The organism is Amycolatopsis rhabdoformis (assembly GCF_035918295.1).
GTDB lineage: Bacteria > Actinomycetota > Actinomycetes > Mycobacteriales > Pseudonocardiaceae > Amycolatopsis > Amycolatopsis rhabdoformis.
In genome coordinates this window covers 4634984-4660033 of the sequence record NZ_CP142149.1, presented here as the reverse complement: position 1 = coordinate 4660033, position 25050 = coordinate 4634984, and the positions used below count along the sequence as shown (strand labels likewise).

Annotated in this window: 25 protein-coding genes; 14 read left to right on the top strand and 11 right to left on the bottom strand. The window is 68.8% G+C overall.

Annotated features, from left to right (window positions below; translation table 11 throughout):
* Window positions 1-57 precede the first annotated feature (57 nt).
* The 7 genes from VSH64_RS21265 to VSH64_RS21235 are packed head-to-tail and all read left to right on the top strand — an operon-like array spanning window position 58 to window position 5622.
* Window positions 58-564 carry an aromatic-ring-hydroxylating dioxygenase subunit beta gene (locus VSH64_RS21265; protein WP_326837390.1) on the top strand — a complete coding sequence of 169 codons (507 nt, stop codon included), beginning with the start codon at window positions 58-60 and terminating at the stop codon, window positions 562-564.
* Window positions 565-592: 28 nt separating this feature from the next.
* Window positions 593-958 (top strand): bifunctional 3-phenylpropionate/cinnamic acid dioxygenase ferredoxin subunit, encoded by a 366-nt coding sequence (locus VSH64_RS21260; protein WP_326837389.1) that lies wholly within the window; start codon window positions 593-595, stop codon window positions 956-958.
* Window positions 955-1776, top strand: a complete 822-nt coding sequence (gene hcaB, locus VSH64_RS21255) for a 3-(cis-5,6-dihydroxycyclohexa-1,3-dien-1-yl)propanoate dehydrogenase (protein WP_326837388.1) — start codon at window positions 955-957, stop codon at window positions 1774-1776. Before VSH64_RS21260 ends, hcaB begins: the two co-directional genes overlap by 4 nt.
* 2 nt (window positions 1777-1778) lie before the next feature.
* Window positions 1779-2645: an alpha/beta fold hydrolase gene (locus tag VSH64_RS21250; RefSeq protein WP_326837387.1), complete on the top strand. Its 867-nt coding sequence runs from the start codon at window positions 1779-1781 to the stop codon at window positions 2643-2645.
* Window positions 2642-3385, top strand: a complete 744-nt coding sequence (locus VSH64_RS21245; RefSeq protein WP_326837386.1) for a haloacid dehalogenase type II — start codon at window positions 2642-2644, stop codon at window positions 3383-3385. The genes VSH64_RS21250 and VSH64_RS21245 overlap by 4 nt, the downstream gene beginning before the upstream one ends.
* Before the next feature lie 36 nt (window positions 3386-3421).
* A complete protein-coding gene (locus tag VSH64_RS21240) occupies window positions 3422-4513 on the top strand; it encodes a dihydrodipicolinate synthase family protein (RefSeq protein WP_326837385.1) in 1092 nt (363 codons plus the stop codon).
* A gap of 35 nt (window positions 4514-4548) precedes the next feature.
* The gene (locus tag VSH64_RS21235) at window positions 4549-5622 is read left to right on the top strand and encodes an NAD-dependent epimerase/dehydratase family protein (protein ID WP_326837384.1); all 1074 of its coding nucleotides are present in this window, start codon (window positions 4549-4551) and stop codon (window positions 5620-5622) included.
* Between the two features lie 85 nt (window positions 5623-5707).
* Here the strand turns inward: VSH64_RS21235 and VSH64_RS21230 are convergent, their stop codons facing one another.
* The 5 genes from VSH64_RS21230 to VSH64_RS21210 form a co-directional block, all read right to left on the bottom strand.
* On the bottom strand, window positions 5708-6640 hold the full coding sequence (locus VSH64_RS21230; RefSeq protein ID WP_326837383.1) for a hypothetical protein: 933 nt from the start codon (window positions 6638-6640) through the stop codon (window positions 5708-5710).
* Window positions 6641-6697: 57 nt separating this feature from the next.
* On the bottom strand, window positions 6698-7429 hold the full coding sequence (locus VSH64_RS21225; protein WP_326837382.1) for a hypothetical protein: 732 nt from the start codon (window positions 7427-7429) through the stop codon (window positions 6698-6700).
* Between the two features lie 42 nt (window positions 7430-7471).
* Window positions 7472-8347, bottom strand: coding sequence for a LysR family transcriptional regulator (locus VSH64_RS21220; RefSeq protein WP_326837997.1), 876 nt, complete (start codon window positions 8345-8347; stop codon window positions 7472-7474).
* Window positions 8348-8562: 215 nt separating this feature from the next.
* Window positions 8563-9222 carry a GPR1/FUN34/YaaH family transporter gene (locus tag VSH64_RS21215; RefSeq protein WP_326837381.1) on the bottom strand — a complete coding sequence of 220 codons (660 nt, stop codon included), beginning with the start codon at window positions 9220-9222 and terminating at the stop codon, window positions 8563-8565.
* 324 nt (window positions 9223-9546) lie between these two features.
* Window positions 9547-10593: an alcohol dehydrogenase catalytic domain-containing protein gene (locus VSH64_RS21210; protein WP_326837380.1), complete on the bottom strand. Its 1047-nt coding sequence runs from the start codon at window positions 10591-10593 to the stop codon at window positions 9547-9549.
* A 222-nt stretch (window positions 10594-10815) separates the two neighbouring features.
* Here VSH64_RS21210 and VSH64_RS21205 point away from each other — a divergent pair, with 222 nt between their 5' ends.
* Window positions 10816-12732 (top strand): helix-turn-helix domain-containing protein, encoded by a 1917-nt coding sequence (locus VSH64_RS21205; protein ID WP_326837379.1) that lies wholly within the window; start codon window positions 10816-10818, stop codon window positions 12730-12732.
* A 167-nt stretch (window positions 12733-12899) separates the two neighbouring features.
* Here VSH64_RS21205 and VSH64_RS21200 read toward each other — a convergent pair whose 3' ends face one another.
* Both VSH64_RS21200 and VSH64_RS21195 read right to left on the bottom strand, forming a co-directional pair.
* Window positions 12900-16118, bottom strand: a complete 3219-nt coding sequence (locus VSH64_RS21200; RefSeq protein ID WP_326837378.1) for a hypothetical protein — start codon at window positions 16116-16118, stop codon at window positions 12900-12902.
* A 14-nt stretch (window positions 16119-16132) separates the two neighbouring features.
* A complete protein-coding gene (locus VSH64_RS21195) occupies window positions 16133-16810 on the bottom strand; it encodes a TRADD-N-associated membrane domain-containing protein (protein WP_326837377.1) in 678 nt (225 codons plus the stop codon).
* 405 nt (window positions 16811-17215) lie between these two features.
* Here VSH64_RS21195 and VSH64_RS21190 point away from each other — a divergent pair, with 405 nt between their 5' ends.
* The 5 genes from VSH64_RS21190 to VSH64_RS21170 all read left to right on the top strand — a co-directional run bounded on the left by VSH64_RS21190 (window position 17216) and on the right by VSH64_RS21170 (window position 21277).
* Entirely contained in the window at window positions 17216-17623 is a 408-nt protein-coding gene (locus tag VSH64_RS21190) for a hypothetical protein (protein WP_326837376.1), read from the top strand.
* A 76-nt stretch (window positions 17624-17699) separates the two neighbouring features.
* Window positions 17700-18227, top strand: coding sequence for a hypothetical protein (locus tag VSH64_RS21185; RefSeq protein WP_326837375.1), 528 nt, complete (start codon window positions 17700-17702; stop codon window positions 18225-18227).
* A 77-nt stretch (window positions 18228-18304) separates the two neighbouring features.
* On the top strand, window positions 18305-19033 hold the full coding sequence (locus tag VSH64_RS21180) for a 4-hydroxylaminobenzoate lyase (protein ID WP_326837374.1): 729 nt from the start codon (window positions 18305-18307) through the stop codon (window positions 19031-19033).
* 16 nt (window positions 19034-19049) lie between these two features.
* The gene (locus VSH64_RS21175; RefSeq protein ID WP_326837373.1) at window positions 19050-19748 is read left to right on the top strand and encodes a nitroreductase; all 699 of its coding nucleotides are present in this window, start codon (window positions 19050-19052) and stop codon (window positions 19746-19748) included.
* A 119-nt stretch (window positions 19749-19867) separates the two neighbouring features.
* Window positions 19868-21277, top strand: a complete 1410-nt coding sequence (locus VSH64_RS21170; protein WP_326837372.1) for an MFS transporter — start codon at window positions 19868-19870, stop codon at window positions 21275-21277.
* 142 nt (window positions 21278-21419) lie between these two features.
* Here VSH64_RS21170 and VSH64_RS21165 read toward each other — a convergent pair whose 3' ends face one another.
* On the bottom strand, window positions 21420-22169 hold the full coding sequence (locus VSH64_RS21165; RefSeq protein WP_326837371.1) for an IclR family transcriptional regulator: 750 nt from the start codon (window positions 22167-22169) through the stop codon (window positions 21420-21422).
* Between the two features lie 8 nt (window positions 22170-22177).
* Entirely contained in the window at window positions 22178-22789 is a 612-nt protein-coding gene (gene wrbA, locus VSH64_RS21160) for an NAD(P)H:quinone oxidoreductase (protein WP_326837370.1), read from the bottom strand.
* 158 nt (window positions 22790-22947) lie between these two features.
* On the opposite strand from wrbA, the gene VSH64_RS21155 reads away from it, so the two are divergent.
* Window positions 22948-23571: a nuclear transport factor 2 family protein gene (locus VSH64_RS21155; protein ID WP_326837369.1), complete on the top strand. Its 624-nt coding sequence runs from the start codon at window positions 22948-22950 to the stop codon at window positions 23569-23571.
* On the opposite strand, the gene VSH64_RS21150 is transcribed toward VSH64_RS21155, so the two are convergent.
* Window positions 23558-24247, bottom strand: a complete 690-nt coding sequence (locus VSH64_RS21150) for an FMN-dependent NADH-azoreductase (RefSeq protein ID WP_326837368.1) — start codon at window positions 24245-24247, stop codon at window positions 23558-23560. The genes VSH64_RS21155 and VSH64_RS21150 overlap by 14 nt on opposite strands.
* A 24-nt stretch (window positions 24248-24271) precedes the next feature.
* A complete protein-coding gene (locus VSH64_RS21145; RefSeq protein WP_326837367.1) occupies window positions 24272-24973 on the bottom strand; it encodes a DsbA family oxidoreductase in 702 nt (233 codons plus the stop codon).
* Between the last annotated feature and the right edge of the window lie 77 nt (window positions 24974-25050).

Genomic DNA, 25050 nt, shown 5'->3' with positions numbered 1-25050 from the left:
CACGTGTCGGCAGCAATGGCGGGGACCCGGCGACCGAGCGGATACCGGGCCACGTCGGTGGAACTGCAGCACCGGGTCGAGCAGTTCCTCTACGCCGAAGCGGAACTCTTGGACAATCACCTCTACGACGAGTGGATCGCGCTGTTCCCCGAGGACGCGCTGTACTGGATCCCGTCCCGCCAGACCCGGCCGATCCGGGAGCGTGACCTCGAGGTGTCGCGCCTGGACGAGACCGGATTCGCCGATGACACGATCGGCATGCTCCGCGGGCGGGTCCGCCGGATCACCTCCGGCATCCAGTGGTCCGAGGAACCTCCTTCCCGGACGCGGCGGCTGCTCACCAACATCAGGGTCGACGAGCAGCCCGACGCCACCGTCCTTGCCCGGACGAATTTCTTTGTGTACCGAAGCCGGCTGGAGCGGCACCAGGACTGGTTCGTCGGAGAGCGCTTCGACACCTTGCGCCCCGTCACGGGCGGTGGTTTCCCCTACTGCATCGCGGAACGCAAAATCGTGTTCGACCAGACAACCGTGCTCGCGCCGAGCATCAGCATTTTCCTGTGACCCCCCGAACGAAGTACGGAACCGTTTCATGCCCGAAAACGATCCGGCAGCCCCCACCTCGCAGTGGGTGCGAGCTTGTGCCCTCGACGAGGTGGAAGAGGACGAGGGACATCGGCTGGACACCGTCCCGCCGGTGTCGCTCTTCCGCTCGGGCGGGGAAGTGTTCTGCCTCGACGACACCTGCACCCATGAGGACTTCTCCCTCGCCGAAGGGTGGGTCGAGGACTGTGTCGTCGAGTGCGCCCTGCACACCGCGAAGTTCGACTTGCGCAGTGGAAAGGCGCTGTCGGCGCCCGCCAGTACGCCCGTGCGGGTGCACGAGGTGCGGCTCGAGGGCACCGAGATCTACGTGCGACTGCCCGAAACGTATGACACCAGCGGAGTTGGCAAATGACCTCACCATGGCTTCAAGGCGTCTGCGCGATCGTGACCGGCGCCGCCTCGGGACTCGGCCGGGCCATCTCACGTCGGTTCGTTGCCGAGGGCGCGTGCGTTGTCGCCTTCGACCGGTCGGAGTCCGGGCTGGCGGAGCTGAAAAATGAGCTCGGAGCCGCAGCCGAGACCGTCGTGGGAGACGTCACCTCCACGGCCGACAACCGCGCTGCGGTGATCACCGCGCTGACCACGTTCGGATCACTCGACGTTTTCGTGGGGAACGCTGGGATCTGGGACTTTCAGCGTTCACTCGAGGAGACCGATGCCAACGAGCTCGCCACGGCGTTCGACGAGCTGTTCGCCGTCAATGTGAAGGGGTACCTCCTGGGCGCGAGGGCGGCTGTCGGCGCGTTGCGGGCATCGGGCGGCTCGATGATCTTCACCCTTTCCAACGCCTCGTTCTACCCCGCCGGAGGGGGTTCGCTGTACACCGCGTCCAAGCACGCAGGACTCGGGCTGGTCCGCCAGCTCGCCTACGAGCTCGCGCCTGCGGTCAGGGTCAATGCCGTGGCGCCAGGGGGCATGGCCACCGGGCTCAGTGGACCGGCCGCGATGGGCCTGCGGGACGAGTCGATCAGCGCGTCGTTTCCCATCGACGACATCATGCGCCGGCACGGTGCTCTTCGCCGCGCCGCGACACCCGAAGACTACGTCGGCGCCTACGTGCTGCTCGCCTCGAAACAGTCCCTTACCGCCACGGGCTCGGTCATCGACCTGAGTTCCGTGGGGACTCCGTCCCGTCCTGAGAAGACGTCGCCCGACAACCGAGAAGGATGATCATGACCAGCACCGTCACTTCCCCGATGACCGAGCCCGCGGGCAAGTTCCTCGACACCTCCGAGTTCCGGCTTCACTACCACGACGTCGGCGAAGGCCGGCCGGTTCTCCTCCTCCACGGCGCCGGCCCCGGGGCGACCGCCTGGAGCAACTTCAACCGCAACATCGCGACGCTCGCTGCCTCGTACCGGGTCATCGCACTCGACCTCCCCGGCTGGGGCCGCAGCTCCACTCCGACGGTCGAGTCCCGCCGCCACCTCGTGGAGGCCGCGGTCGGTCTGCTGGACGGGCTCGGCATCGAGAAGGCCGCGTACGTGGGGAACTCCATGGGCGGCATGATGGCGGTCGCCACCGCGATCAGGTTCCCCGAGCGTGTCTCGAACATGGTGCTGATGGGTACGCCGTCGCCGGGCGCCAATTACTTCCAGCCGAGCGGGTTGAGCGAAGGGCTGAAGGCGCTCAACGACGGATACCGCGACCCCACGCCCGCAAACCTCAAGCGCCTCGTGCAGGTGATGTGTTTCGACCCGGCCATGGCGACGGACGACCTGGCGGATGTCCGAGCGAAGGCCGCGTTGGCGAACCCGGAACACTTGGCCTCCTACATCGCCAACCTCGACGACGCATCACCCACCTTCATGGGCGACTACTTCGGCCTCGCGTCGCGAATCCCCGAAATCACCGCGCCCACGATGGTGATCCACGGACGCGACGATCGGGTTGTCGGCCCCGAGCACGGCATGCGACTGTCTTCCCTCATCGGCAGTTCGCGCCTGGTCATGCTCAACCGGTGCGGCCACTGGGTGCAGGTCGAACGAGCCGACGAGTTCAACCGCTTGATCGACTTCTTCCTGCGGATGCCGGTGTGAGCCATCCGAACCAGACGCGGCCGGACGCGCCGTTCCGGAATGAGCCGGAGGGCACGGAGACCTTGGTCTTCGACGTCTACGGCACGCTCGTCGACCCCATCTCCGTGACCGAGACGCTGGCGCGAGAGCTGGGTGCCGACACCGGCGTCGCGATCGCCAGGTCGTGGCGGGCGAGGCAACTGGAGTATTCGTTTCGGTTGACGGTGATGGGCCAGTACGTGGACTTCCACCACGTGACACGTCACGCCCTCATCGACGCGCTGGCGGCGCACGAGGTCAAGGACGACTGCCCCGTCGAAGAGTGGTGCGGGCTCTACGACACGCTCCATCCCTTCCCCGGTACGGCATCCGCTCTGTCGGATCTGCGCAGTGCCGGCCATCGTCTCACCGTCTTCACCAACGGCACCAAAGCCATGGTCGAGCGCTGCTTGTCCGAAAGCGGACTGCTCGACTGCTTCGATGACGTGATCAGCGCGGACGAGGTCAAGGCTTTCAAGCCTTCTCCGGCCGTGTACCGGCATGCCTCGGACAGAACGGGCCGGCCCCTCGACGAACTGCGATTGGTCTCGTCGAACCCGTTCGACATCATCGGTGCGCACCGATCAGGGATGCGAACCGCGTGGATCCGGCGTACCTCGGCGCCTTTCGACTCGCTCGGAGCCGCGCCGGACATCGCGGTCGGCTCCTTGGACCTTCTCCCACAGGCCCTCGCGGGAGAGCTGCCCGGCGGGCCCGCCTGATCGGCATCCCAGCGACTCTCACAGAAAGTGACAACGATGCAAGCAGCCGAATCCGATCGCGGAACCGCCGACGCCCTGCAGGTCCTTTCGCGCGGCACGGTCATTCCCGCTCACCCCCTCGCGCTCACCGCGTCGAGGGAGCTGGACGTGGTGCATCAGCGAGCCCTCACCCGGTACTACCTGGACGCCGGAGCCGGCGGCCTGGCCGTGGGTGTCCACATCACACAGTTCCGGATTCGTGAGCATGGTCTCTACGCGCCCCTGCTCGAGCTGACGGCGCAGGAAGCCGGTGACTGGACCTCGCGCGCAGTCGCACTCATCGCGGGCGTCACCGGCCCGACCGGGCAAGCCGTGCAGGAAGCTCGAACGGCACGGGCGCTCGGCTACACCGCGGTGATCGTGAATGTCGCCGCGTTCAGGGGCCTCGACGAATCCGAGGCTCTTCGGCATTGTCGCCTCGTCGCGCGCGAGATGCCGATCGTGGGCTTCGCGCTCGCGCCGGAACTCGGCGGCGTCCACCTGTCGTACGGCTTCTGGCGCGAGTTCGCCGCCATCGACAACGTGCTGGCCATCAAGATCGCGACGTTCGACAGGTACCGCGCCCTCGACGTGATCCGTGGTGTCGTCGACGCGGGTGCCCAAGACCGGATCGCCCTGTACACGGGGAACGACGACAACATCGTCGCCGACCTGGTCACGCCCGTGACCGTCCGCGGCGTGAACGGCGAGGTCACCGTCCGGTTCCGGGGCGGGCTCCTCGGCCATTGGAGCGTGTGGACGGCGCGCGCGGTCGAGTTGCACCGCCAGGCCACCACTCCGGACGCCGATCAAGGCCGAACCGCTGAACTGCTGCGTCTCGGCTCGCGCGTCACCGACTGCAACTCCGCCATTTTCGACGCGCACAATGCTTTCGCCGGCTGCATTCCGGGTTGCCTCGAGGTGCTCAGGCGGCAGGGCCTGGTCGACGGAGCCTGGTGCCTGGACGAGGACTTGGTCATGAGCGAAGGCCAGCGCGAGGAGATCGACCGCGTCTACCGCGAGCACCCCGATCTCAGCGACGACGAGTTCGTCCAGGAGAACCTCGATCGCTGGCTCACTCGCGACACCGCCCACGCGACCCGGCCCTGACACCCTTGCTTCTGAATAAAGGTGGCTGATTCAAGGTGGCTGATTTGGCGAACGACACACCCATCCGAACTCCGGTACTCGACCGGTCCTCGTTCCCCGAGAATTTCAGGGACGTCGACCACCTCGAATCGTATCTGGCGACCCCGACCCCCGAATGCGTGGCCGACCTGGCCGCGGTGGACGGCGACATCATGCTGCTGGGAGTCTCGGGGAAACTCGGGCTCACCCTGGCCTGGCTGATCAAGCGGGCGGCCCCGGGCAAGCGGGTGATCGGTGTGTCGAGGTTCTCCGCGAAGGGCTCCCGCGACTGGCTGGAGGAGCGTGGGATCGAAACAGTGAGCGCCGACCTTCTCGATCGTGAGCAGGTTCGTGCCCTGCCCCGGGTGCCGAACGTCGTTTTCCTGGCAGGTCGTAAATTTGACACCCAGGGTCGTGAAGACGCCATGTGGGCAACCAATGTGGTCGTGCCGGCCCTTGCCGGCGATTTCTTCACGGACTCCCGCATCGTCGCGCTTTCCAGCGTTCACGTCTACCCGTGGTCTGATCCCTTGCGTGGCGGTACCGGCGAAAGCGTGCCGCCGGCGCCTCGTATCGGCGAATACGCGAACTCGGTTGTCGGCCGGGAACGCGTGCTTCAGTACTTTTCCTCCCTGCATGGCAATCCCGGTCGCATCGTGCGCTTCGCTTACTCTGTCGAACCGCGTTATGGCGTGATGCAGGAAATAGCAGACTGGGTTCTGCGCCGCCGGCCGATTCCTCTCGAAACGGGGACGGTGAACCTCCTGTGGCAGGGGGACGCGTTGAATCAGTTCGCCCGCCTGCTTCGTCATTGCACCGCACCGACGACACCGATCAACATCGGCGCGCCCGAGACTGTGAGTGTTCGCGCGCTCGCCGAGTACTTCGGGCGCATCTACGACGTCGAGCCGGTCTTCTCCGGCCGCGAGACCGACTGCCTGGTGGTCAATTGCGAGCTGGCCGCCGAAACCCTCGGCAATCCGGTCGTTCCGGTGCGGACGATGGCGAACTGGGTCGCCGAGTGGGTCGGGTCCGGTAAACCGATCCTCGGCAAACCCAGCAAGTTCGAGTCTCGCGCCGGGGCCTTCTAGTGCGGTAGCAGCAGACTGTGACGTTGGGTGCCGCAGGTAGTGGCTGTGTCGGACACGGGTTTGGTGGAGTCGAGCGGCTCGAATCTCAGGTGATCGGGTTCTCCGGCGGAGCGAGGACCCGGTACTCGCAGCCGCGGTCGTGCGGGAAGTAGTAGTAGACCATCGTGTGAAAACCGGCCGCGGCGAGCACGTCCAGTGCGGCCCGCAGGAGGATCGCGTGCGTCTCGATCGAGTAGGCCATCAGTTCCGTCCTGTTCTGGGCGAGCAGGTCGTCGTTGTACTTCTTCGAATTCTGGAGAGGGCTGCGCCATTCGAGGGTGACACCGTAGGGCGGCTGAGCGATGCTCAAGCCGATGTGGAGGCCGGCCGTTCTGTCGAAAAGGCGGGTGTCGATGGTCGCACTGATGCCGACCCGCGTGAGTTCCGCATGGACCTTCCCGGCCAGATCGCTCCAGGCCGCGATCGCCTCCGGAGGCGCCCAGGTGACGACTTCCTCGGGATCCGCCAGCTGTTCGACGGCGAACGGATCGGTCACGAGGGGTTCGCCCGGTGCTCCCGCATCGCGGCCGTCCCTGCGGATCCGCGCGACGAGCGCAGGATTCCACGGTGGGAGCTGGTCGGCGTCGACAGTCATCCACCCCGGCGCGCCCGCGGGCCAGGAGCTGAACAACAGGAAGCACACCCGCCGGACGCGAGGGCCCAGTGACGGCCACAGTTCTTGCAGCATCTCGAGATCGAGGGCCATGCGGAGGAACATGGCGATGACGCTGTGCCGCTCCGGGTCTGCGGTGTCGCCGAGCACGTTGTCGAGCACTGCCAGCACACGGATGCGTTCGGTGGCAGCGATGTCCGAGTTGTACCTGAACTCTCGGCCCAGCTGGAAGATCCGGATTCCCCGCGGCAGGTCGTCCTCGTCGGGAACCTCTTCGTCGACCGGGAGCCCGGGCGCATAGCGCTCGCGCCAGCTCCGCATCTGCTCGGCGTCGAACGCGGCGAGGTGCTCGCTCGCCGCCAGCAACGCACCCCACCACACCGGAACTCGCACTGCTCTCCTATTCTCCACGGATTCCGCCGCTCATTCGAAGGGGATTTCCGGCGGGCCCAGGACGCGGCAGACGCGCGACCGGCCGTACAGGAAGTCATACCGCACCTCGGTTTTGAATCCGGCCGCGGCCAGCACATCCACCGCCGCCCGCGCGAAGAGGTCCCGAACGTCGTCCACGTATTCGGACAGGTTCATGGTGCCGTCGCGGGACCCGGTGAGGACGTGGTACCGCTCCGACCGGCTGTCGAGGGGGTTCCAGTCGAGGAAGACGCCGGCGGGTTCTTCGGCGCTCACCGAGAGCACGACTCCCGTCGGCGCCGGGCGTGCGCCACGAGGCATCACCGCCGCGGGCAAACCGCAGCGTTCCAGTTCGTCCTTGGCCCGCTCCGCGAGTTCCTGCCAGGCAACAGAATTGGCGGAAGCGGTCGGTCGATGCCCGGCGATCAGGTCCAGCTCACGCCGCACACGGTTCCCCAGTTCCGGGGGTCGCGGCTGTCCGGCGAGGGGCCACAGGAACGTCAGGGCGATCGCGCGGCGGTCCGGCTCGCTTTCGTCACCGAGCAGGTCCTCCAGCACAGCCAGCACCCGGCCCCTCTCCGCGTCGCCGACCTCCGGGTCGGCGGCGAACCTCCGGCCCAGCTCTCCGATCTGCAAGTAGTACTGCGCACCGCCGAAACCGCGCACGTTCTCCTGCAGTGGCTCCGCCGCGGCGAGGTGCTCGCTCACCGCCACCACACGTCGCCACCACTCGGGTACCTGCATGATCGGCAGCCTAGTACGGCAACCGCAAGTGCCGTACCGGACTCAAAGGGTGGCGCCGGCAACCGCTTCGGCCACGCGGACGAAGTCGCGGACCGCAGGTCGCTTGTCCTGCTCCCGGATCGCGACAGCCATCGTGCACGGAGCGCCGGCACACGGCACATACCGCACTTGCGGGTGGGGGAAGAACTCGGCGCCATCCATGACGTGCAGAGCGGGCCGCGCGGTCGTGGCCACGGCCGTGGGGATGGCCGACGGCGTCCTGATCCCTTCCCACACGCGGTCGTGGAGGTCCGCGCCGGCCCAGGTGGCCTGCGACGCGGATGCGTAGGGGAGGGGTATCAGGCCGGACATGCTCGCCATGTCGCTTTCGGAGACGATCGTGAGATCGGCCCACTCCGAGTCGCGAGGGACGATGAGAGCACGGGAGAGATCCATGAGCGGGGCGGAGTCCAGGCCGTCGACGTCGCCTGTGTGATGGACGATCGCGACGTCGACCTCGCCGTGCTTGAGCGCCAGGTCCATGTCGGAAAAGCCGAGCTCGCGGACCTCCACGTTCACGGCCGGGCTGACGTGCCGGAAGGCGCGCATGATGGAGGGGCCTCGCTCCCCGAAGCCGAGGCCGAAAACACCCAGAGTCAGATGGTTTTCCGCGGCCGTGGCGCCGGCTGATTCAAGGCCGCCGGTGAGCTCGTCGAGGTCGGCGAGCAGCTTCCGGGCGCGGGTGATGAACTGTTCACCGTAAGTGGTGAGCTCCACGCGCCGCGTGGTCCGGAGGAACAGCCGGTGGCCCAGTTCCTGTTCCAGGACGCCGATCGCCCGGCCGAATGGCTGTGCCGAGATGTAGTGACGGTCGGCGGCTCGTTTGAAGTGCAGCTCATCCGCCAGCGTCACGGCGAACCGCAGAGATCGCAGATCCATCGTGGGCTCCTGACCGGCGTCCTGGAATCGTCCTGTCACTGCGGGGGCTTGCGCTGTCCGAACACTACGACCTGCGCGTTTGCCTGTCCAGGCGGTCCTGGGCCAGGTCAGACCGCCGACCTCCCACCAGTCTTTCGTTCGGTAGAAGGGAACCACCGACCGTCGCGGTGACCGGCGGTCGATGGTTCCCTTCTACCGACCCGATCCGGCCGGAGTCAGCTGCGCTGCAAGGGATTCCCCAGGGGAAGGCCCTTGCCGCCAGTGGCCAGCGAAGCAGTGTTGAAGAACAAATACAGGCCGACAAGAACAAACGCGAACACGACGAACCCGCCCGCCTTGACGAGGCCGGCCGCCCCCGAAAGCGTGCCGAGCATGACCAACGCCAGTGCCAGATCGATCAGCGCGAACAGCAGCGTGAACGCCGCGGGCAGGCGGAGCGTGGACAAGGTGAGCACGACGATGGTGACCAGCCACGAGATCAGGAACAGTCCCTGCGTGGACACCGCGGCGTCCGGCGTGATGCCGTACCAGCCGTGGGTCAGCCCGAGCACCAGGGCGGCGTAGCTCAGCCAGAATCCGGCGAAGACACCGAACACCCCGGCGACGGCCGTCTGGCCGAGCGCGGCCGCCCACAGCGCCGCGACGCCCTGGCCGACGCCGGTCGCGGCGAGGATGATCGCGATGGAGGCGCCCACCGCCGTCGGGGGTACGAAGCCGACCAGGACGAGGCCCAGGGCGATGGATCCGACGACGAAGGTCGGCACCCCGATCGCGGTGGGGTCACCGGCCAGGGGGCCGGAGGCCGGTGGCGGATCCGGTGGTGCCTCGCGGCGGGCGTGGGAGGCGGTGTCGAGGGCCAGGTCGATGTCTTCCATGACGGGTTCTCCGGTTCCTCTTCGGTGAAGAGAGTCAGGGCGCGCAGGAGCGCACCCCGGTTTCGCGCAATGAGTAAATGAACACGGGCGACGAGCCGTGATTCGGACGCACCGAAATGGCGTCCGACAAGAATGCCGAGCACGATGAGCGCCGACTGCATTCAGCAGGTCCTGCGGCAAAGCACAGGACGGCGGATCCACCAGGGCGCCACAGGTTTCCGCGTGACAGGACGCGACGGGTCACCTGAGCGCATGCCGCGGCCGCACCCTCCCGCGGGTCCGCGCCGCGGCAGGCGCTCAGGTTCGCCGTTTCTCAGCGCAGGACTACGCCGGCTTGATGATCACCTTGAGGGCCTCGTTCGCGGCGGCGTTCTTGAAAACGTCGTACGCCTCGTCCATCTGGTCGAAGGTGAACGAGTGCGTGCCCATCTTTTCCGCCGGGATCCGCCCGCTGGCGACCATCTTCAGCAGCGTCGGGATGGACACGGTGTCCACCAGGCCCATGGTCAGTTTCACGTTCTGGATCCACATGTCCTGCATCGGGAGCTCCACCGGGGTCCCGTGCACACCGATGTTCGCGATGGTGCCGCCCGGGCGGACCATGGAGGCCGCGGTCAGCAGCGTCTCCGGGTAGCCCACCGCTTCGATCGAGACGTCCACGCCGAGCCCGTCGGTGAGCCCGATGACGTCGGCCACGGTGCCGGGGCCGACCTCCACCGCGTCGGTGGCCCCGAATTCGAGGGCCTTCTCCAGGCGGAACTTGTTCGAGTCGACGGCGATGACCTTCGACGCGCCCCACAGCCCGGTGGTGAGGATGGCCGACAGGCCGACCGCGCCCGCGCCGACCACGGCCACGGTGTCGCCCGGGCGGACGTTGCCGGCCAGCACGCCGACCTCGTAACCGGTGGGGAGCGAGTCGGCGAGGAAGATAGCCTGCTCGTCGGTGACGTCCTCCGGCACGATGTAGAGCGAGGTGTCCGCGTAGGGCACCCGGACGGACTCGGCCTGGGTCCCGTCGATGAGGTGGCCGAAGATCCAGCCGATGCCGCCGACGGTCTGGCAGTGCGAGGGAATCCCGCGCTGGCAGTACTCGCACCGCCCGCACTTGGTGATGGCCGGGACGAGGACGCGGTCGCCGGGCTTGAATCCCTTCACCGCTTCGCCGACCTCGGTCACGGTGCCGACCGCCTCGTGCCCGAGGATCCGGCCGTCGGTTACGGCCGCGACGTCTCCTTGCAGGATGTGCAAGTCGGTTCCGCAGATCGTGGTGGTGTCGACGCGGACGATCACATCGGTCGGGTCCTGGATCGTCGCGTCGGGAACGTCCTCCCAAGCCTTCTGGCCAGGACCGTGGTAGACGAGCGCCTTCATCTTTTCCTCCGTCGGTTGAGGGCTTGCCGAGCCCGCATTCGGCCGGGCTTGTCCGCCGTCCGACGTTAGTGGCGACGCTCACAGATCAACTGTCGCAGAATCGGACCATCGCCGGCGGCGCGCGAGCAGCGCGGCAGCGATCTGTCCCGGATCCGGGACGCTTCCCCCGCCTGGCGCGTCCGGGATCCGTCCGGCGGAGGAGGGGCCAGCAGCTGTCTCACGATGAGACAACCGACCGGAGGCCGCGACCCCTATGCTACGGCGGTGTCGAATGCGGTCGAGTTGGAAGCGGCCCGCCGATCGTATCTGACGGCTGGGCGGTACGTGGCCGCCCGCGACGTGGTCCGCCCCGAAGTGCTCGCCTCCTGGGAGCGTTCGCGGTGGCACGACGTCGATCCGGACCGGATCACCGCCCGGTTCCTCGGCCACACCCACGCCGCGCCCTCCGTCGTCGCCTGCGCCAACGACGTGTTCGACGCGTTCGTCAAAGCCAACGAGGACGGCGCCTGCTCCCTCGCCCTCCTCGACACCGGCGGGGTGGTCCGGGCCCGGTGCGACGGCGACGGCGCGCTCGCCCACCTCCTCGACGCCGTGCTGCTGGTGCCGGGCTACGACTTCGCCGAACGCGCCGTCGGCACCACCGCCGCGTCGATCGCCCTGCACGAGCAGGCGGGTGCGGCCATCAGCGGCCCGGAGCACTACCACTCCCAGCTCACGTGCCTGAGCGACGCCGCGGCGCCCGTGATCGATCCGAACGGCCACGACTTGTGCGGTGTCGTCACGGTGATCTCCCACCACGGGGCCGAGACGCCGCTGCAGTTGGCGCTCGCGCGGATGCTCGCCGAGCAGATCGCGGACCGGATCGCCGGCGAGCCCCAGCGGCGGTCGCAGATCATCCTGGAGCAGTTCGATCACCGCGACCACGAGGGCACCTGGGTGGTGGCGACCGACGGCAACTTCGTCACGTCCAACGCCGCGGCGCGCCAACTCGACGCGACAGACTTGCGCGCGCTGAACGATCTCGTGCTGGCCAGCCTGATGTTGCAGGACTTCGCGACCAAGCACCTCGACCTTCCCGCCAACGGCTGCGCCGAGGTGACGACCGAGCCGATCTGGATGTCCGGAGAACTGATCGGATGCCTGCTCACCGGCCGAAAGGCGGGCAGCCGCCCGTCGCCCGAGTTGCCGGAAGGCATTCGGCGCCAGGGGTCCCACGTGGCCCCGCTGACCCGTCGCGACTACGCGAAGGACGTCCGCGGCTCGGATCGCGCTCAGCAGGAGCACGCCAAGGCCCGGATCCGCGCCAACCGAGAACTGCTTACGCCCTTCCTGCGCGCCCGGCACGAGGTGGTCGCCAGCATCGGCCAGGGGCGCAACCACCTGCTGATCGGCGAACCCGGCGTCGGGAAGCGCACGCTCGTCCTGAACCAGTTCCGGCAATCGTTCCCCCTGGGCCGCGTCATCACGGTCGACTGCGCGACCATGGCCGGCGAAGCCCCCACGCGGCTCGACGATCTCACCAACGGGCTCTCCGCCGACCTCGGGGACCGACCACACCTGCTGCTCTTGCGCGGCATCAACGGGTTGACCCCGGTCGGCGCCCGCCGACTCGACGAAGCACTCCGGCCACTCGTCGCCCTGCCGACGCCGCCGCTCGTGGTCGGCAGCGTGGACATCGCCGCGGTGGACGCGACTCGCCCGTACGGGCTGCTCCTGCGGCACTTCCACGAGATCACCCGGGTTCCGCCGCTGCGCTACCGGCTCGACGAAGTCGGTGACATCGCGAACTCCGTGCTGCGCAAGCTCGCCGCCCGCCGCTCCCTGCGCCTGTCCCTGCAGGTCGTGCGCGTCCTCGAAAGCTACGCGTGGCCCGGCAACATCAGCGAGCTCGAGGACGTGCTCCGCTACGTCGTCGCCCACAAGCCCGTCGGCGAGATCCAACCCCCGGACTTGCCGCAGCTGTGTTTTCAGGGCCGCGCCCGGAAGATGTCCATGCTGGAAGCCGCCCAGTGCGATGCGATCATCCAGGCGCTGTACGAGTCTCGTGGTAATCGGTACAAGGCCGCGGAAATGCTGGGGATTGCGCGGTCTTCGTTGTATCGCAAGATCGATGCGTTCGGGATCAGCTACATCGCCTGAAGATTATGGAATTCGGCTACTGGTTTCCCTGCATTCCTCCGCATCTGGATTTCGAGAGATGGGCCCCGTTCCGACTGGCACGCGAACTGATCGCTAGATAGGACTGGGGCGCTCGGGCTCGTTGTGTGGGGCGTCCAGGGGCTGTCAGCCACTCCTCTCGCCCGCGGTCAGGATGTTCGCGTCGTCGACGGGATTTGTCGTTCCACCGCGATGAATGAAGACCAGTGCAGCGGGTGGAGGCGCGGATCACCGGTCTCGCGCCATGAGGCGAGTCTCCGGCGTTGCATCGTCTGGACCAGGTCGACGTACGAAGTTCCCGGCGGGGCCTGGGCGACCTCGGTCGCGGCGTTCCACATTCCGGCGGTGTTGGGGAGCGGCGAGGTGCTCGCGATCATCCGGCTGACGCCGGCCGCCAGTGCCGCGGTCGTGAGGCCCAGGGGTTCGGTCGCGGCGGCGCCGAAGCTGTCGCAGCCGATCAGGACGAGTTCCTCGACGGCGGGGAACTGGGCGGGGTCGCGCCACCAGTCGGCGGCCGTGAGGGCGCCGTCGGAGAGGACGAAGGCGCCGGCGCCGGGGGAGGCGGCGTCGGCGGGCGTGACGTGGCCCGCGTAGACCATGCGGCGGACCGGGTGCTCGGCGAGCACGGCTCGGAGGGTCGCGCGGGTGGCCACGGTCGGGGTGGGGTTCGGCAGCACGTTCGTGGTCCATGCGGGCAATTCGGGGCGGGCCAACAGGTGCACCAGGTCGTCGGGGACCGGCAGGGAGACCGGTGTGCGGCCGAGCAGGGGGCGTCCGCCGGGGTCGAGCACGAGCGCGCTGCCGTCCGCGGGACCGCTGTGGCAGGGAAGGGTGAAGTACCGGGGATTGGGGCAGTGGTTGACCCCGGCGTGATCGAGAATGCGGCCGGCGTCGCCGGGAAGCGTGGCGAGCCCGAACGGCACTCGTACCGTGAGTGGCGAGGGCTGCACGAAAAGCCGGGTGCCGGCGTCGGCTTCGGCCAGGTGAGCCGCGAGGCGCGCGGGGATCATCGCCTTGCCCAGTGCCCGCGCCAACGTCTCCTCCTGGGCCGGTGACCGGCCCAGCGCCGTGCGCAGCCGATCCCGGAAATCACCGTCCTCGCCGGCGTTGCGGGCGAGCGGGATCACGTCCTCGTAAGCGGCGACGGCGCGGAAGAGCTCGGCCAGATCCGTCTGCTCGTACCAGCAGTCGCCGGCACTGGTGAGTACCGCGTGGTAGACGCGGTGGTTGCCGATCCACTGGCTCCACCACGTCCACGGGCGAGGTCCCGCCGCGACGCCGACCACGGCGGCGAGGTCCAGCGCGTCGGCGGACCCGTCGTGGGGCACGAGGCTGACGCGCACGGGCGCCGCGAGCGGGATGAGGTGGATCTTCGGGTCGTCGATCACGCCCACTTCGGCTTCGGTTTCCGAGAGCACGTCGGCGAGTTCGCCGGCCAGTTCGGGGTCCGCCACCACGTGGTGCGGCTGCGGGTCCGGCGTGGTTTCCGGCTCACCGGCCGGGACGCCGAGGCTGGCTCCCTCGATCACGAGCCGAGCGATGTCCTGTGCGCTGCGGTTCGCGTGGACCGAGGCTTTGATCGTGAGTGCGCGAAGAGCGCGCTCGCGGCTGAGGAGTGCCGCTCGCCACGACGTCATGGCCTGGGTCGACCACCAGTCGGTGAACGCCTCGAGCACGTGCAGGGCCTGGTCCAGCACCAGGTCGGCGTGCTCCGGCCGGGTCGCTTGGAGGAACTGGATGGTCAACGTGACCTGGTGCTCGAAAACCTCTCCCACCAGCGCGCGCCGATAGGCTCGCTCGAACTCGTCGAAGTCGATCTCGTTCGTGACGAAGCCGATGTGGGCGAGGCCGAAAAGCAGCCCGGCGACCTGGCTCGCGTCCTTGAGGCGAGTGAATTCGTTGAGGGCGGCCACTGCCGCCACGTGCGCGGAGTCGTAGTCCTCTCGGGCGATCCAGTGCTCTGCCAGCGCCGCCATGCATCGGGCGAACTGGCCGCGTGCGCCTGCCCGGCGGAATCCTTCCGCGGCGAGCAACATCCTCGTCGCTCTCTCCGGTCCGTCGCCGGTGTCCAATCCGCCCCACAGGTAGTCGATCTCGGCGAGCCAGCGGATGTGTCCTTCCTCGGCGGCCAGTTGTCGTAGGTCGGCGAGCTGGTCTTCGGCGACGGAGAACCCGATGTGACGGTAGATGTCGTAGCGCGCCCAGCGCACCATCACCTCGGAGACGGCCTCGAGCGAGGTGTCGATCTGAGTCAGGCAGGCGAGGGCGAAGCGGTAGTCGCCGAGCTTGTGGAAGCAGAAGTACGCCGACCACAGCAGGTCCTGGTAGATCTCGGGGTACTGCCCGTCCTCGAGTTCTGCCAGCGTGTTCACGGTCAGCCGAGCCCCCTGCACGAAGTGGTCGTGGGAACCACCGTGCGTGAGTGCGTGCGCCTGGAGCGACTTGGCCAGCAGCGTCAGATGCGGATCGCGGGTGGCAGAGGCGACGCGTCTGCACAGCTTGGCGACCTCGCCGGACGTCGTCCGGTCGTCGGCCAGCCCGACCAGCACTTGGATCGCGCGGAGCACCGCCCAGAACTGCTGTCGCGAGAGGAGGAGCTTCGACAGCTTCATGAGCTCGGAAGCCGCGACCTCGTGATCGGCGGAGTCGAGCGCCGCCTGGGTGAACTCGTCGAGATCGCGCTCGACGGCGTCCAGATCGTGGCGTGCGAGAGCACGCAGGATCCGGCGCGCCGGCTTGTGGTGGGCGCCCTCCACCAGTTGGCCCGCGGGTGCCGCTTCGTCGCAGCCTTCGGGGTATCCCGAGGTCGAGGCGAGGACCTCCACCCACAACAGTGGCGTCGGCCGGACGCCGGTCATGAAGACCAGGGCCTGGATCGAGTTGGCCTCCTGCTTGGACAGCCCGGGTTTCGTGAAGTCGAAGATCCGCGGCTTGCTCGCGCGGTCGAGTGCGAGCCGCGCGGCGTCGGCCGCTTCCACACAGTCTTGGGGGCCCTGCGTTGCGGCGAACCACTCTTCGGCGGTCGTGATGAGCGCCGAGCTCAGTTCCCGGCGTTCATCGTGAAAGGCGAACGCGGCCTCGGCCAGAGCGTGGGCGGCGGCATGGGTGCGGCCACCGGCGTGTGCTTGGTAGGCGTACCCGACGAGCCAAGGCCCGACGTCTTCCGGCGGCAGGGCCCGTACGGCGTGGATCCGGGCGTCGAACGTCGCGAACCGCGGCTGGCGCGACAAACCGAACCGGCTGATGCGAACGGCGAAGGGGTGGGCGGCGAAGGTGTCGACGGCCCCTTGTTCGAGCTTCCGGCACAGGATGCGGCCGTTGTAGACGATGGACTTCAGAAACCACTTCCGGCCCGCCGCCTCGATCACCGGCCTCACTCGGCTCACGGCGCGGCGGACGTGCCGGCGGCGATCGCGGAGAGCTCGCCGACCGCGACCTCGGGAAACGCCGACACCAGCGAAGCGATGGCGATGATCCGATCGCGCGTCGCACTGTCGCTCACCTGGGCGGCGATCTGCAGGCACGACTGGATGGCCTCGGCGCGTTCCACGCTCGCCGTCAGGTTCCGCAGGTTCTCCGCGGCTCGGGTCGCGGCCTCCTTGGACTGGGTGAACAGCAGGCTTCCCGCCGCGCCCGGCAGAACCGCGGCGACACTCGTGAGCACCCCCACCTCGGTGTGGGCGAACAGCACCAGCCCCACCCCGATGATCACGGTCACCAGCGCCACCGCACCGGCGACCAGGCTGGCCCAGAAGATCGCACGCTGCTGACTCAACGCGGCGTCGTGGTGCTCGACGTAGAAGTCGACGCGCCGCCGCGACATCTCTGCGACCCAGCCCATCGTGATGGCGGCCGAGCCTTCGCCGGCCTCACCCGAAAGCACCGGCGCCACGTCGTCCGGAAGATCCAGCGCGTCCACTGCCACGGATTCCCGCAGCCGTCTCACCTGGTCGACCTCACGACGGCGCCACCGCCCACGAGCCGAGATCAGGAACCACACAGCCCCGGCGGCGACCAGCACGGACGGCGCGAGGGTGCTGATGAGGAGCAACACGTTCATCGGGGGCGCTCGATCTCGGTGATCACCGGTGATTGAGCGGGGATCGACCTGGCCCGCCGTGGTGCTCCTGCGAAGCGGGCGAGCGGCGGGCCAGGGGACGCGGGTTCGAACTTGGGTGACGTGTTCACGTCCGCTACCTCCGGCTCTGGGGACATCGCCTCGATGTCGCTTGCGGGCCGGGGAATGTTTCAGGGGGAGTGGGCGGCTGTCTGGCGGGGCTGTGGTCGACTACGCGCTCGAGGGCTCGCGTCGACAACTGATCGGATCACGGGCGCGCGTCCGATCGTTCCCCGGGCGCATCTCGGTACCGCCTGTACAGTTCACTCGAGGGAAAGGTGGCGAACGGTGTCAAGCCAACCTTCGGCTGCTGTGATTGACCAGCTTAATTGGGATACATTACGCGAGATGGCCATCGCGGCCCGCGGGTGCGACATTGCGAAATTTCGCGCGTCGGCCAGCCGCTTGGAGCACGAGGTTCCTGTCGACGAAAAGGCTACCCGGTATGTTACCTACCTGCTGTGGCGTCAGGTGAAGGACACGCTGGGCCGGCAACCGGCGGACAGTGATTTCGAAATCGTCGCGCATCGTGCGCACGAGCGTGTGTCTCAGCTCTTGAAGGTCACGCCTGGCGACCTTGAGGGTGTGGTGAGAGTGGTTTTCGGTCGATCCTTCGAGGGTTTCACCGTGTCGGCCGGTGACTTCATCTTGATGGGATCCGCCATCCTGGGTTCTCTTATGGAAAATCCGGTTTCTGATCTGGGGAAAATATATCCGAAGTTGGAAGAATGGTATCGAAACGAATACTGCCGATGACACTCCTGCTCGATCGGAGCCAGGGTTTTCGGTGCAGTGCATCAGCGAGATTTCAACCTCGGGTGGAGCGGTAGTGATGGATGACATCGCCAGTGCAATGGATGCCTTTCGTCACTTCACCGAACCGCGCGACGGTGTCGGAAACAACCCATTCAGGCTCGCGTGCTCATTCGATCCGCCGCTCGGTCAGGCTGAGATCAAGTCAGCGTGGCCGAGTTCCTCGATTCCCGACGAGTTGGTGCGGGCGTGGTCCACAAGCGGGAGCTCGGTCCTGTTCGAGGATGTCGACTACGGCCAGTGGGGTCTGAAGTTGCTTTCGCCTCAGGATGCCGCGCGGCGCACGCTGCAGGAAAGTACGCAGCGTCCTGCTGTCTACCGCGGTGACGACGTCGTGATCGGTGAGTTCCTCGGAGATCAGGATCTCGTGGTCTTCGCGCCTTCGGAAGTCGGCTGCCGTCGGGTTCTGGTCGCGTTGCCGACGGACGGCCGATCGGATTGGTATGCGGTTGCCGGCAGTCTCGCCGAGTTCCTGGATCGCTATCTGCACGAGCTTGGTGACAAGTATTGGGAGGATGCAGGACAAGCCTGGTCGAGCAGGTTGTGATCGCCCGGTCGCCTGAGTGCGACCGATCTTGGCGACCGCCGCTCAGGTGGTGGACTCCTGGCGGCCTGGACGCCGCGGTGCGGCTCGATGCCGATGATCTGTCGGCGGGAGCACTCGGCGCGTACTTGGCGCGCGGTCAACAGCCCCGAACGTTACAACTATTGACTGTAACGTTCACCCTGGCTTACCGTGCGTCCGGCACGGGGATTCCCCGGCTGGGCAACGACGCCAGGAGGACAGAAGTGGGCGCGACAGCAGAAGACTTGATCGAGCGGAGCGTTCCGTTCGTCGAGGAGATCAAGAATCGGACGGCCGGCGTCGAGTTGGAGGCGTGGCTGAATCAGGAGCGCGGGCCTGGTTCCGGGTTGTGGGACGATCTCGCGGGGATCATCAAGGACGGCGTGGCCGACGGGTGGGCCGCGAACGAGGAGATCGACGGGCCGAACTACCGCCGGAGCCGGATCATCGGGCCGAGTGAGCGGTTGAACTGGTTCAGCATCACCGCGGTGTACATGAACAGCGTGCCGCTGTTCTGCGGGGAGTACCACCAGCACCCCTATGGCGAGATCAACATGGTGATCCCGCTGGACGAAGGTGCGCTGCTGCGCGGGCCGCGCGGGTGGCAGGGGCCGGGGTGGACGTCGCCGGAGCCGGGGAGTCACCACTACCCCGAGGTGGTGGGCGGGGGGCTGATCGCGTTGTTCTACCTGCCCGCCGGGCGGATTTCCTACGACATCACGGTTCCCGAGGACTACGACTTCATGGTGCCCGAGGGTTACCGGATGTCCGCGGCCGACGGTCAGTGAGCTGAGCCGGTTCCCGATGGAGAACACGAAGGCCGCGACCGTCGTCGACGCGTTGCTGACCCGGCGCAGCGTGCGGGCGTTCCTGCCGACGCCCGTGCCGAGGGCGGAGGTGGAGCGCCTGCTGGCGCTCGCCTCGCGCTCGGCGAGCAATTCCAACGCGCAGCCCTGGCACGTGCACGTGCTCACCGACGAGCCGAAGCAACGGCTCACGGAGGCGCTGTGGCGCGCGCTGGACGGCGAAGGGCGCGTCGCCGAGACCGAGTACCCGTTCCAGCCCGCGCCGGACGACTGGGAAGAGCCGTTCCGGGGCCGGCGCAAGGTGTTCGGCGAACGCCTGTACGGCGAGACGCTCGGCATCGAGGCGCACGACGCCCACGGGCGCCTCGCGCACCACCGGCGCAACTACGATTTCTTCGGCGCGCCGGTGGGGCTGGTGCTCACGGTGAGCCGCAGCACGCTCGCCAGCGCGCTCGTGGACGCCGGTCTGTTCCTGCAAGCGCTCATGCTCGTCGCCCGCCACGCCGGGCTCGACACGTGCCCGCAAGCCGCGTTCATCGACTTCTACCCGGTGCTGCGGCGCCACCTGAACATCCCGGACGACCAGATCGTCGTCTGCGGACTCGCGCTCGGCCACGCCGACCCCGGCCACCGCCTGAGCGATTTCCGGACCGGCCGCGAACCGGTCGACACCTTCACCACGTTCTACGGCGACTGACCTCGGCGGTCGGTGCCGCGCGGGCCGGACCTCCGGGGGGAGATCCGGGAGTTCCCGCTTTCCTTTGTCACACCCAGTTATCGGGGGGCCGTGCATCCCTTACGAAAGGTGAGCTGGCCGTGCCTACTCAACAACCGCGCCGCACCGTGCGCCTCGACGAGCTGATCGACGAGCGCCCGGTCGGCGGCTTCCACGTCCTCGTGCTCGCGCTCACGGGCCTGGTCATGTTCCTCGACGGCCTCGACACGCAGGCGATCAGCTTCGTCGCCCCGGCCGTCGCCAAGGAATGGTCCCTGCCGGTGGCCGCGCTCGGGCCGATCTTCTCCGCGTCGATCGTGGGGCTGATGATCGGCTACCTGGTGCTCTCACCCCTGGCGAACAAGGTGGGACACCGCAAGCTCGTGATCGTGGCCACGGCGTTGTTCGGCGTGTTCACCGTGCTCTGCGCGGTGGCCGGCAACGAAACGCAGCTGATCGTGCTGCGGCTGCTGACCGGGGCCGGGCTCGGGGCCGCGATCCCGAGCGCCGTGGCGCTGGCCAGCGAGTTCGCGCCCGCCCGGCGCCGCTCCACGTTCGTCATGTTCATCTACTGCTGGCTGGCCCTCGGGTTCGTGGCGGCGAGCCTGATCTCCGGCGCGGTGATCCCGGCGTGGGGGTGGCGGCCGATGTTCGTGCTCGGCGGCGTGCTGCCGCTGGTGCTCGCGCTCGTGCTGCTGGGGCTCCTGCCCGACTCTCCGAGCCACCTCCTGCCGCGCAACGCGGCCCGGGCCCGCGCGACGTTGTGCCGGCTGCACCCCGGCCTCGACCCGCAAACGGAGGTCCTGCCCGCCGAAAGCGCTTCCACGGCGGAAAAGCCCCGGTCGCCGTTGGTGGAACTGGTCCGGCGCCACTGGCTGGCCAGCACCGCGCTCCTGTGGCTCGCGTTCATGCTCAACCTCGGCGTGTTCTACGCCGTGCAAAGCTGGCTGCCCACCATCCTCGGGCGGCTGGGGCACTCACCCTCGACCGCGGTGCTCGCGACCGCGCTCACCACCATCGGCGGAATCGCCGCCGCGCTCGTGATCGGGCCGATGATGGACCGGCGCGGCCCGTTCGGCACGCTCGGCGTGGTGTACCTGCTGGGCGCGGTGTTCGTGGCGGTGCTCGCGTTCGCGGTCACCGGGCAGAGCTGGCTCGTGCTCGGCGCGGCGTTCCTCGCCGGGACCTGCGTCACCGGCGGCCAGATGAGCGTGGTCGCGCTCGCCACGGTGCTGTACCCGCCGCGGATCCGCCCGACCGGCGTCGGCTGGGCTCTCGGAATCGGCCGTGTCGGCGGGATCCTGGGGCCGCTGCTGGTCGGGTTCGCCCTGGGCAGCGGCACGGCGGCCCGGACGGTGTTCGTGGTGATGGGCGCGGTGCTCCTGGTGGCGAGCGGGGCGGTGTTCGCGCTCGCCCGGGTCTCGCGGCCCGTCCGGGCCGGCGTTCCGGCCGACTCGCGCACGGCCGCCGTGGACTCGGTGCGACCGGTGGGGCTGAGCGCCGGCGAGTGACCACCGGAGACTGAGCATCGGTGAACGGGCCGAGCGGGCTGGATGCCTGCTCGGCCCGTTCACCGTTGCTGCCCATCGCGGGGCGATCGCGACGAAGCGGCGAGGACGGGCCGCGCGGGCCGAGTGCCTGCGCGGCCCGTCCTCACCCGGCGCAGATCCGGCGGGAGATCTCGTCCGCCGCGTTCCGCACGACGGCCGCGTAACGCGACACGTCGACGTGGGAGTGCACGACGAGCCCCAGCGCCGCCCGCAGCCCGCCCCGGCCGTCGGAAACGGGGGCCGCGATCGAGGCCGTGCCGAGGGTCATCTCCTGGTGGACGGTGCCGAAACCGGTGTCGCGCGTGGTGGCGATCGCGGTGGCGAGCCGGCCGGGCGTGGCGACGGTGTAGGGCGTGCAGCGGGCGAGGCCGTGCCGGTGCACGTCGGCGAGGACGTCCGTCGGCGCGGCCGCGAGCAGGACCTTGCCGACGCCCGTGGCGTGCAGCGGCAGCCGTCCGCCGACCTCGGTCACGGTGGGCACGGCCCGCGGTCCGGTGAGCCGCTCGACCACGAGCACGTCGTGGCCGTCGCGGATCGCGAGCTGCACGTTTTCGCGAGTGGCCTCGTACAGCTCCTGCATGAGCGGCAGCGCCCGGTCGCGCAGGCCGGCCGGCACCGCGGCCCGGGTGCCGAGCTCCCACAACCGCACGCCGACGCGGTAGCGGCCGTCCGCGTCGCGCTCGACGCCGCCCCAGCGTTCGAGGGCGGCCAGCAGGCGGTGGGTCGTGGTGAGGGGCAGGCCGGAGCCGCGGGCGAGGTCGGCGAGGGTGAGGTCCTCGCCGTCGAAGGCGTCGAGCAGGGCCAGCACTCGGTCGATCGACGATCGGCCCGGCTCCCGCGCGTTCCCCGACACGGGCGGGCTCAGGCCGCGGTCTTGACCGCGGCGGCGAGCCGCGCGACGCGTTCGCCCTGGTGCCGCGCCGCGGCGCGGGCCGTGTCGTCGACCGGCGCCTCGCCGCGGCGCCCGACGTGGCTGCTGCCGTACGGGTTGCCGTCGGCGAACTTCACGGGGTCGGTGTAGCCGGGGGCGACGACGATGCCGCCGAAGTGGTGGAACGTCGTGTACAGCGCGAGCAGGGTCGATTCCTGGCCGCCGTGGTCGGTGTCGGTGGTCGTGAAGCCCGAGTACACCTTGTCCGCGAGCAGCCCCTGCGCCCACTGCGGGCCCAGCGTGTCGAGGAACTGCTTGAGCTGGCTCGCGACGTTGCCGAACCGGGTCGGCGAGCCCATCACCACGGCGTCGGCCCACACCAGGTCGTCGGCCGTGGCCACGGGAACGTCGGCGGTCTGCGCGACGTGCTCGGCCCACGCGGGGCGCGAAGCGATCACGGCCTCGGGCGCGAGCTCGCCCACCTTGCGGAGGCGGACCTCGGCACCGGCCTTCTCGGCTCCCGCCGCGATCTCCTGGGCGAGCGCGTGCGTGGTGCCGGTGGAGGAGTAGTAGACGACGGTGACCTTGGTCTGCTCGGCCATGGGGATCCTCTCGGGGATATTACGTTACATGGAGAGTATGTAACGTAGCAAACCCGCGCCCGAGTGCCCGCCCGATGTGGTGGACAAGACGTCCAGCCCTTCTGCCCGGCGGAAGGCGAGCGTCGACACGCGGTTCGCCGGGCGGGAAGGGTGTGCGCATGGCACTGCACAGCGACAACGACACGATCCGCAAGCTCGTCGAGGACTGGGCCCTGCACCGCGACTCCGCGCAGTGGGACCGGTTCGCGACGGTCTGGCACGCCGACGGCTGGATGACCGCGACGTGGTTCCAGGGTCCGTTCACCGAGTTCATCGACGTCAGCCGCGCGGCGTTCGAGGCGGGTGGCCAGATCCTGCACTTCCTCGGCGGCTTCACCTGCGACGTCGCCGGCGACCGGGCGATCGCGCAGACGAAGATGAAGATCGAGCAGCGCGCGCCGGTGCACGGCACGCTCGTGGACGTGACGTGCACCGGCCGGTTCTACGACTTCGTCGAACGCCGCGACGGCCGCTGGGGGATCGTCCGCCGCCAGCCGATCTACGAGTCCGACCGGATGGACGTGGTCGATCCGGCGCAGTCGCTGCGGCTCGACGCGGCCGCGCTGGCGAGCTTCCCGCCCGGCTACCGCCACCTCGGTTACCTGCAGGAGGACAACGGCCACCGCGTCATGCGCGATCTGCCCGGGCTCCGTGGATCCGTCGTCGAGAAGCTGTACGAGGAGGGTCGCGCCTGGCTGGAGGGTTCGGCGACGCCGGGTTCCGTGCGCGTCAACCCGTCGTGACGCTCGGCTCTCCAGCGTGGACGGCGTGGGCCGCCCGCGGCCGGATCGTGAGCTCCAGCGCGTGTTTCCGCGCCAGGGCGTGGGATTCGGCGAGCGACTCCTCGTGCCGCGGCAGCAGGTGGCGGAGTTCGGCGACGGTCGGCGCGAACGTGAGCTCCGGCGTGATGAAGTGCACGTCGAGTCCGAAGAGGACGGTGTCGCTCAGGAGCGTCCGCAGCGCGGGCACGAGGTAGTCCTTGCCGTGCTGGGGAGCGCCGGGCCCGTAACCGCCGCCCCGGGCGGAGACCACCACGGCGGGGCGGCCCGCGGTCGGCGCGGCGTTCGGGCCGAGGCCGATGGTGCGGCCGGGGATCATCACGTGGTCCAGCCAGGCTTTGAACGCCGAGGGGATCGAGTAGTTGTACATCGGCACGGCGAACAGGTACGCCTCGGCGCCCAGGAACTCCTCGACGAGCTCGTCCTGCAGCGCCGCGGAGGCGGCCTGGTCGGTGGACCACTCGGCGGCCGGCGTGGTGCGGGCGGTGATCCCCGCGGCGCCGAGGTGCCCGACCGGGTCGAGCGCGAGGTCTCGCGTGACGATCTTCGAGGTCCACGCCGCGGTGAAGGTGTCGGCGACGCGGCGGGAGAAGGACGCCGCGCCGGAAGCGGAGGCGTCGATGCGCAGGAGGTAGGACATGGGTCTCTTTCCGGAAGGCGAAGGTCAGGTGCGGGGGACGAGGCAGCCGTCGGGCGTGCACGTGCCACCGGCGTCGGCGAGCGGCACCAGGTCGTGGTGGCCGGCCGTCCACGCGGTCCGCAGCGCCGCCACGAGGTCGTCGACACTCACCGCGCCATTGAGCGCGTAGGCCCCGTCGAGCACCACGAACGGCGTGCCGTGAGCGCCGAGCCGCTCGGCGGCGCGCTGGTCGGCCGCGACGCGGGCCCGGTAGCGGTGGCTGTCGAGCGCGGCCGCGGCGTCGTCCCGGTCCAGCCCGACCTCGGCGGCGAAGGCGAGCACGTCCTCCCGCGTCCAGAACGGCCGCGCCTCGCCGAAGTGGGCGCGGAACATCGCGGTCCAGATCTCGGCGCCGCGCCCCTGCTCGGAGGCGAAGGCGAGCAGTTGGTGGGCCAGGTCCGTCGGCCCCAGCGTGCGCTCGACGGCGTGGTAGGGCACCAGGCCCTCGGCTTCGGCGAGGCGTTCCAGCGGGCGCAACACCCGCTCCTCGTTCTGCGGCACGCCGTAGCGGACCAGCAACGCGCGCTGGGACACGCCCTCGCGCGGCAGGTCGGGGTGCAGCTGGAACGACCGGTGCACGAGCCGCACGCGCGCGCCGTGCTCGAACCGGTCGATCGCGGTGTGCAGCCGGTGGTCCATCAGCCCGCAGTAGGGGCAGACGACGTCCGACCAGAATTCGACGTCCACGGGGCGCCTCCTCGATTCGCGTTTGCTGCGTCGGAGGCGATCGTGCGTCGGGAGGAATCGGCGTGCAAAAGGCACAC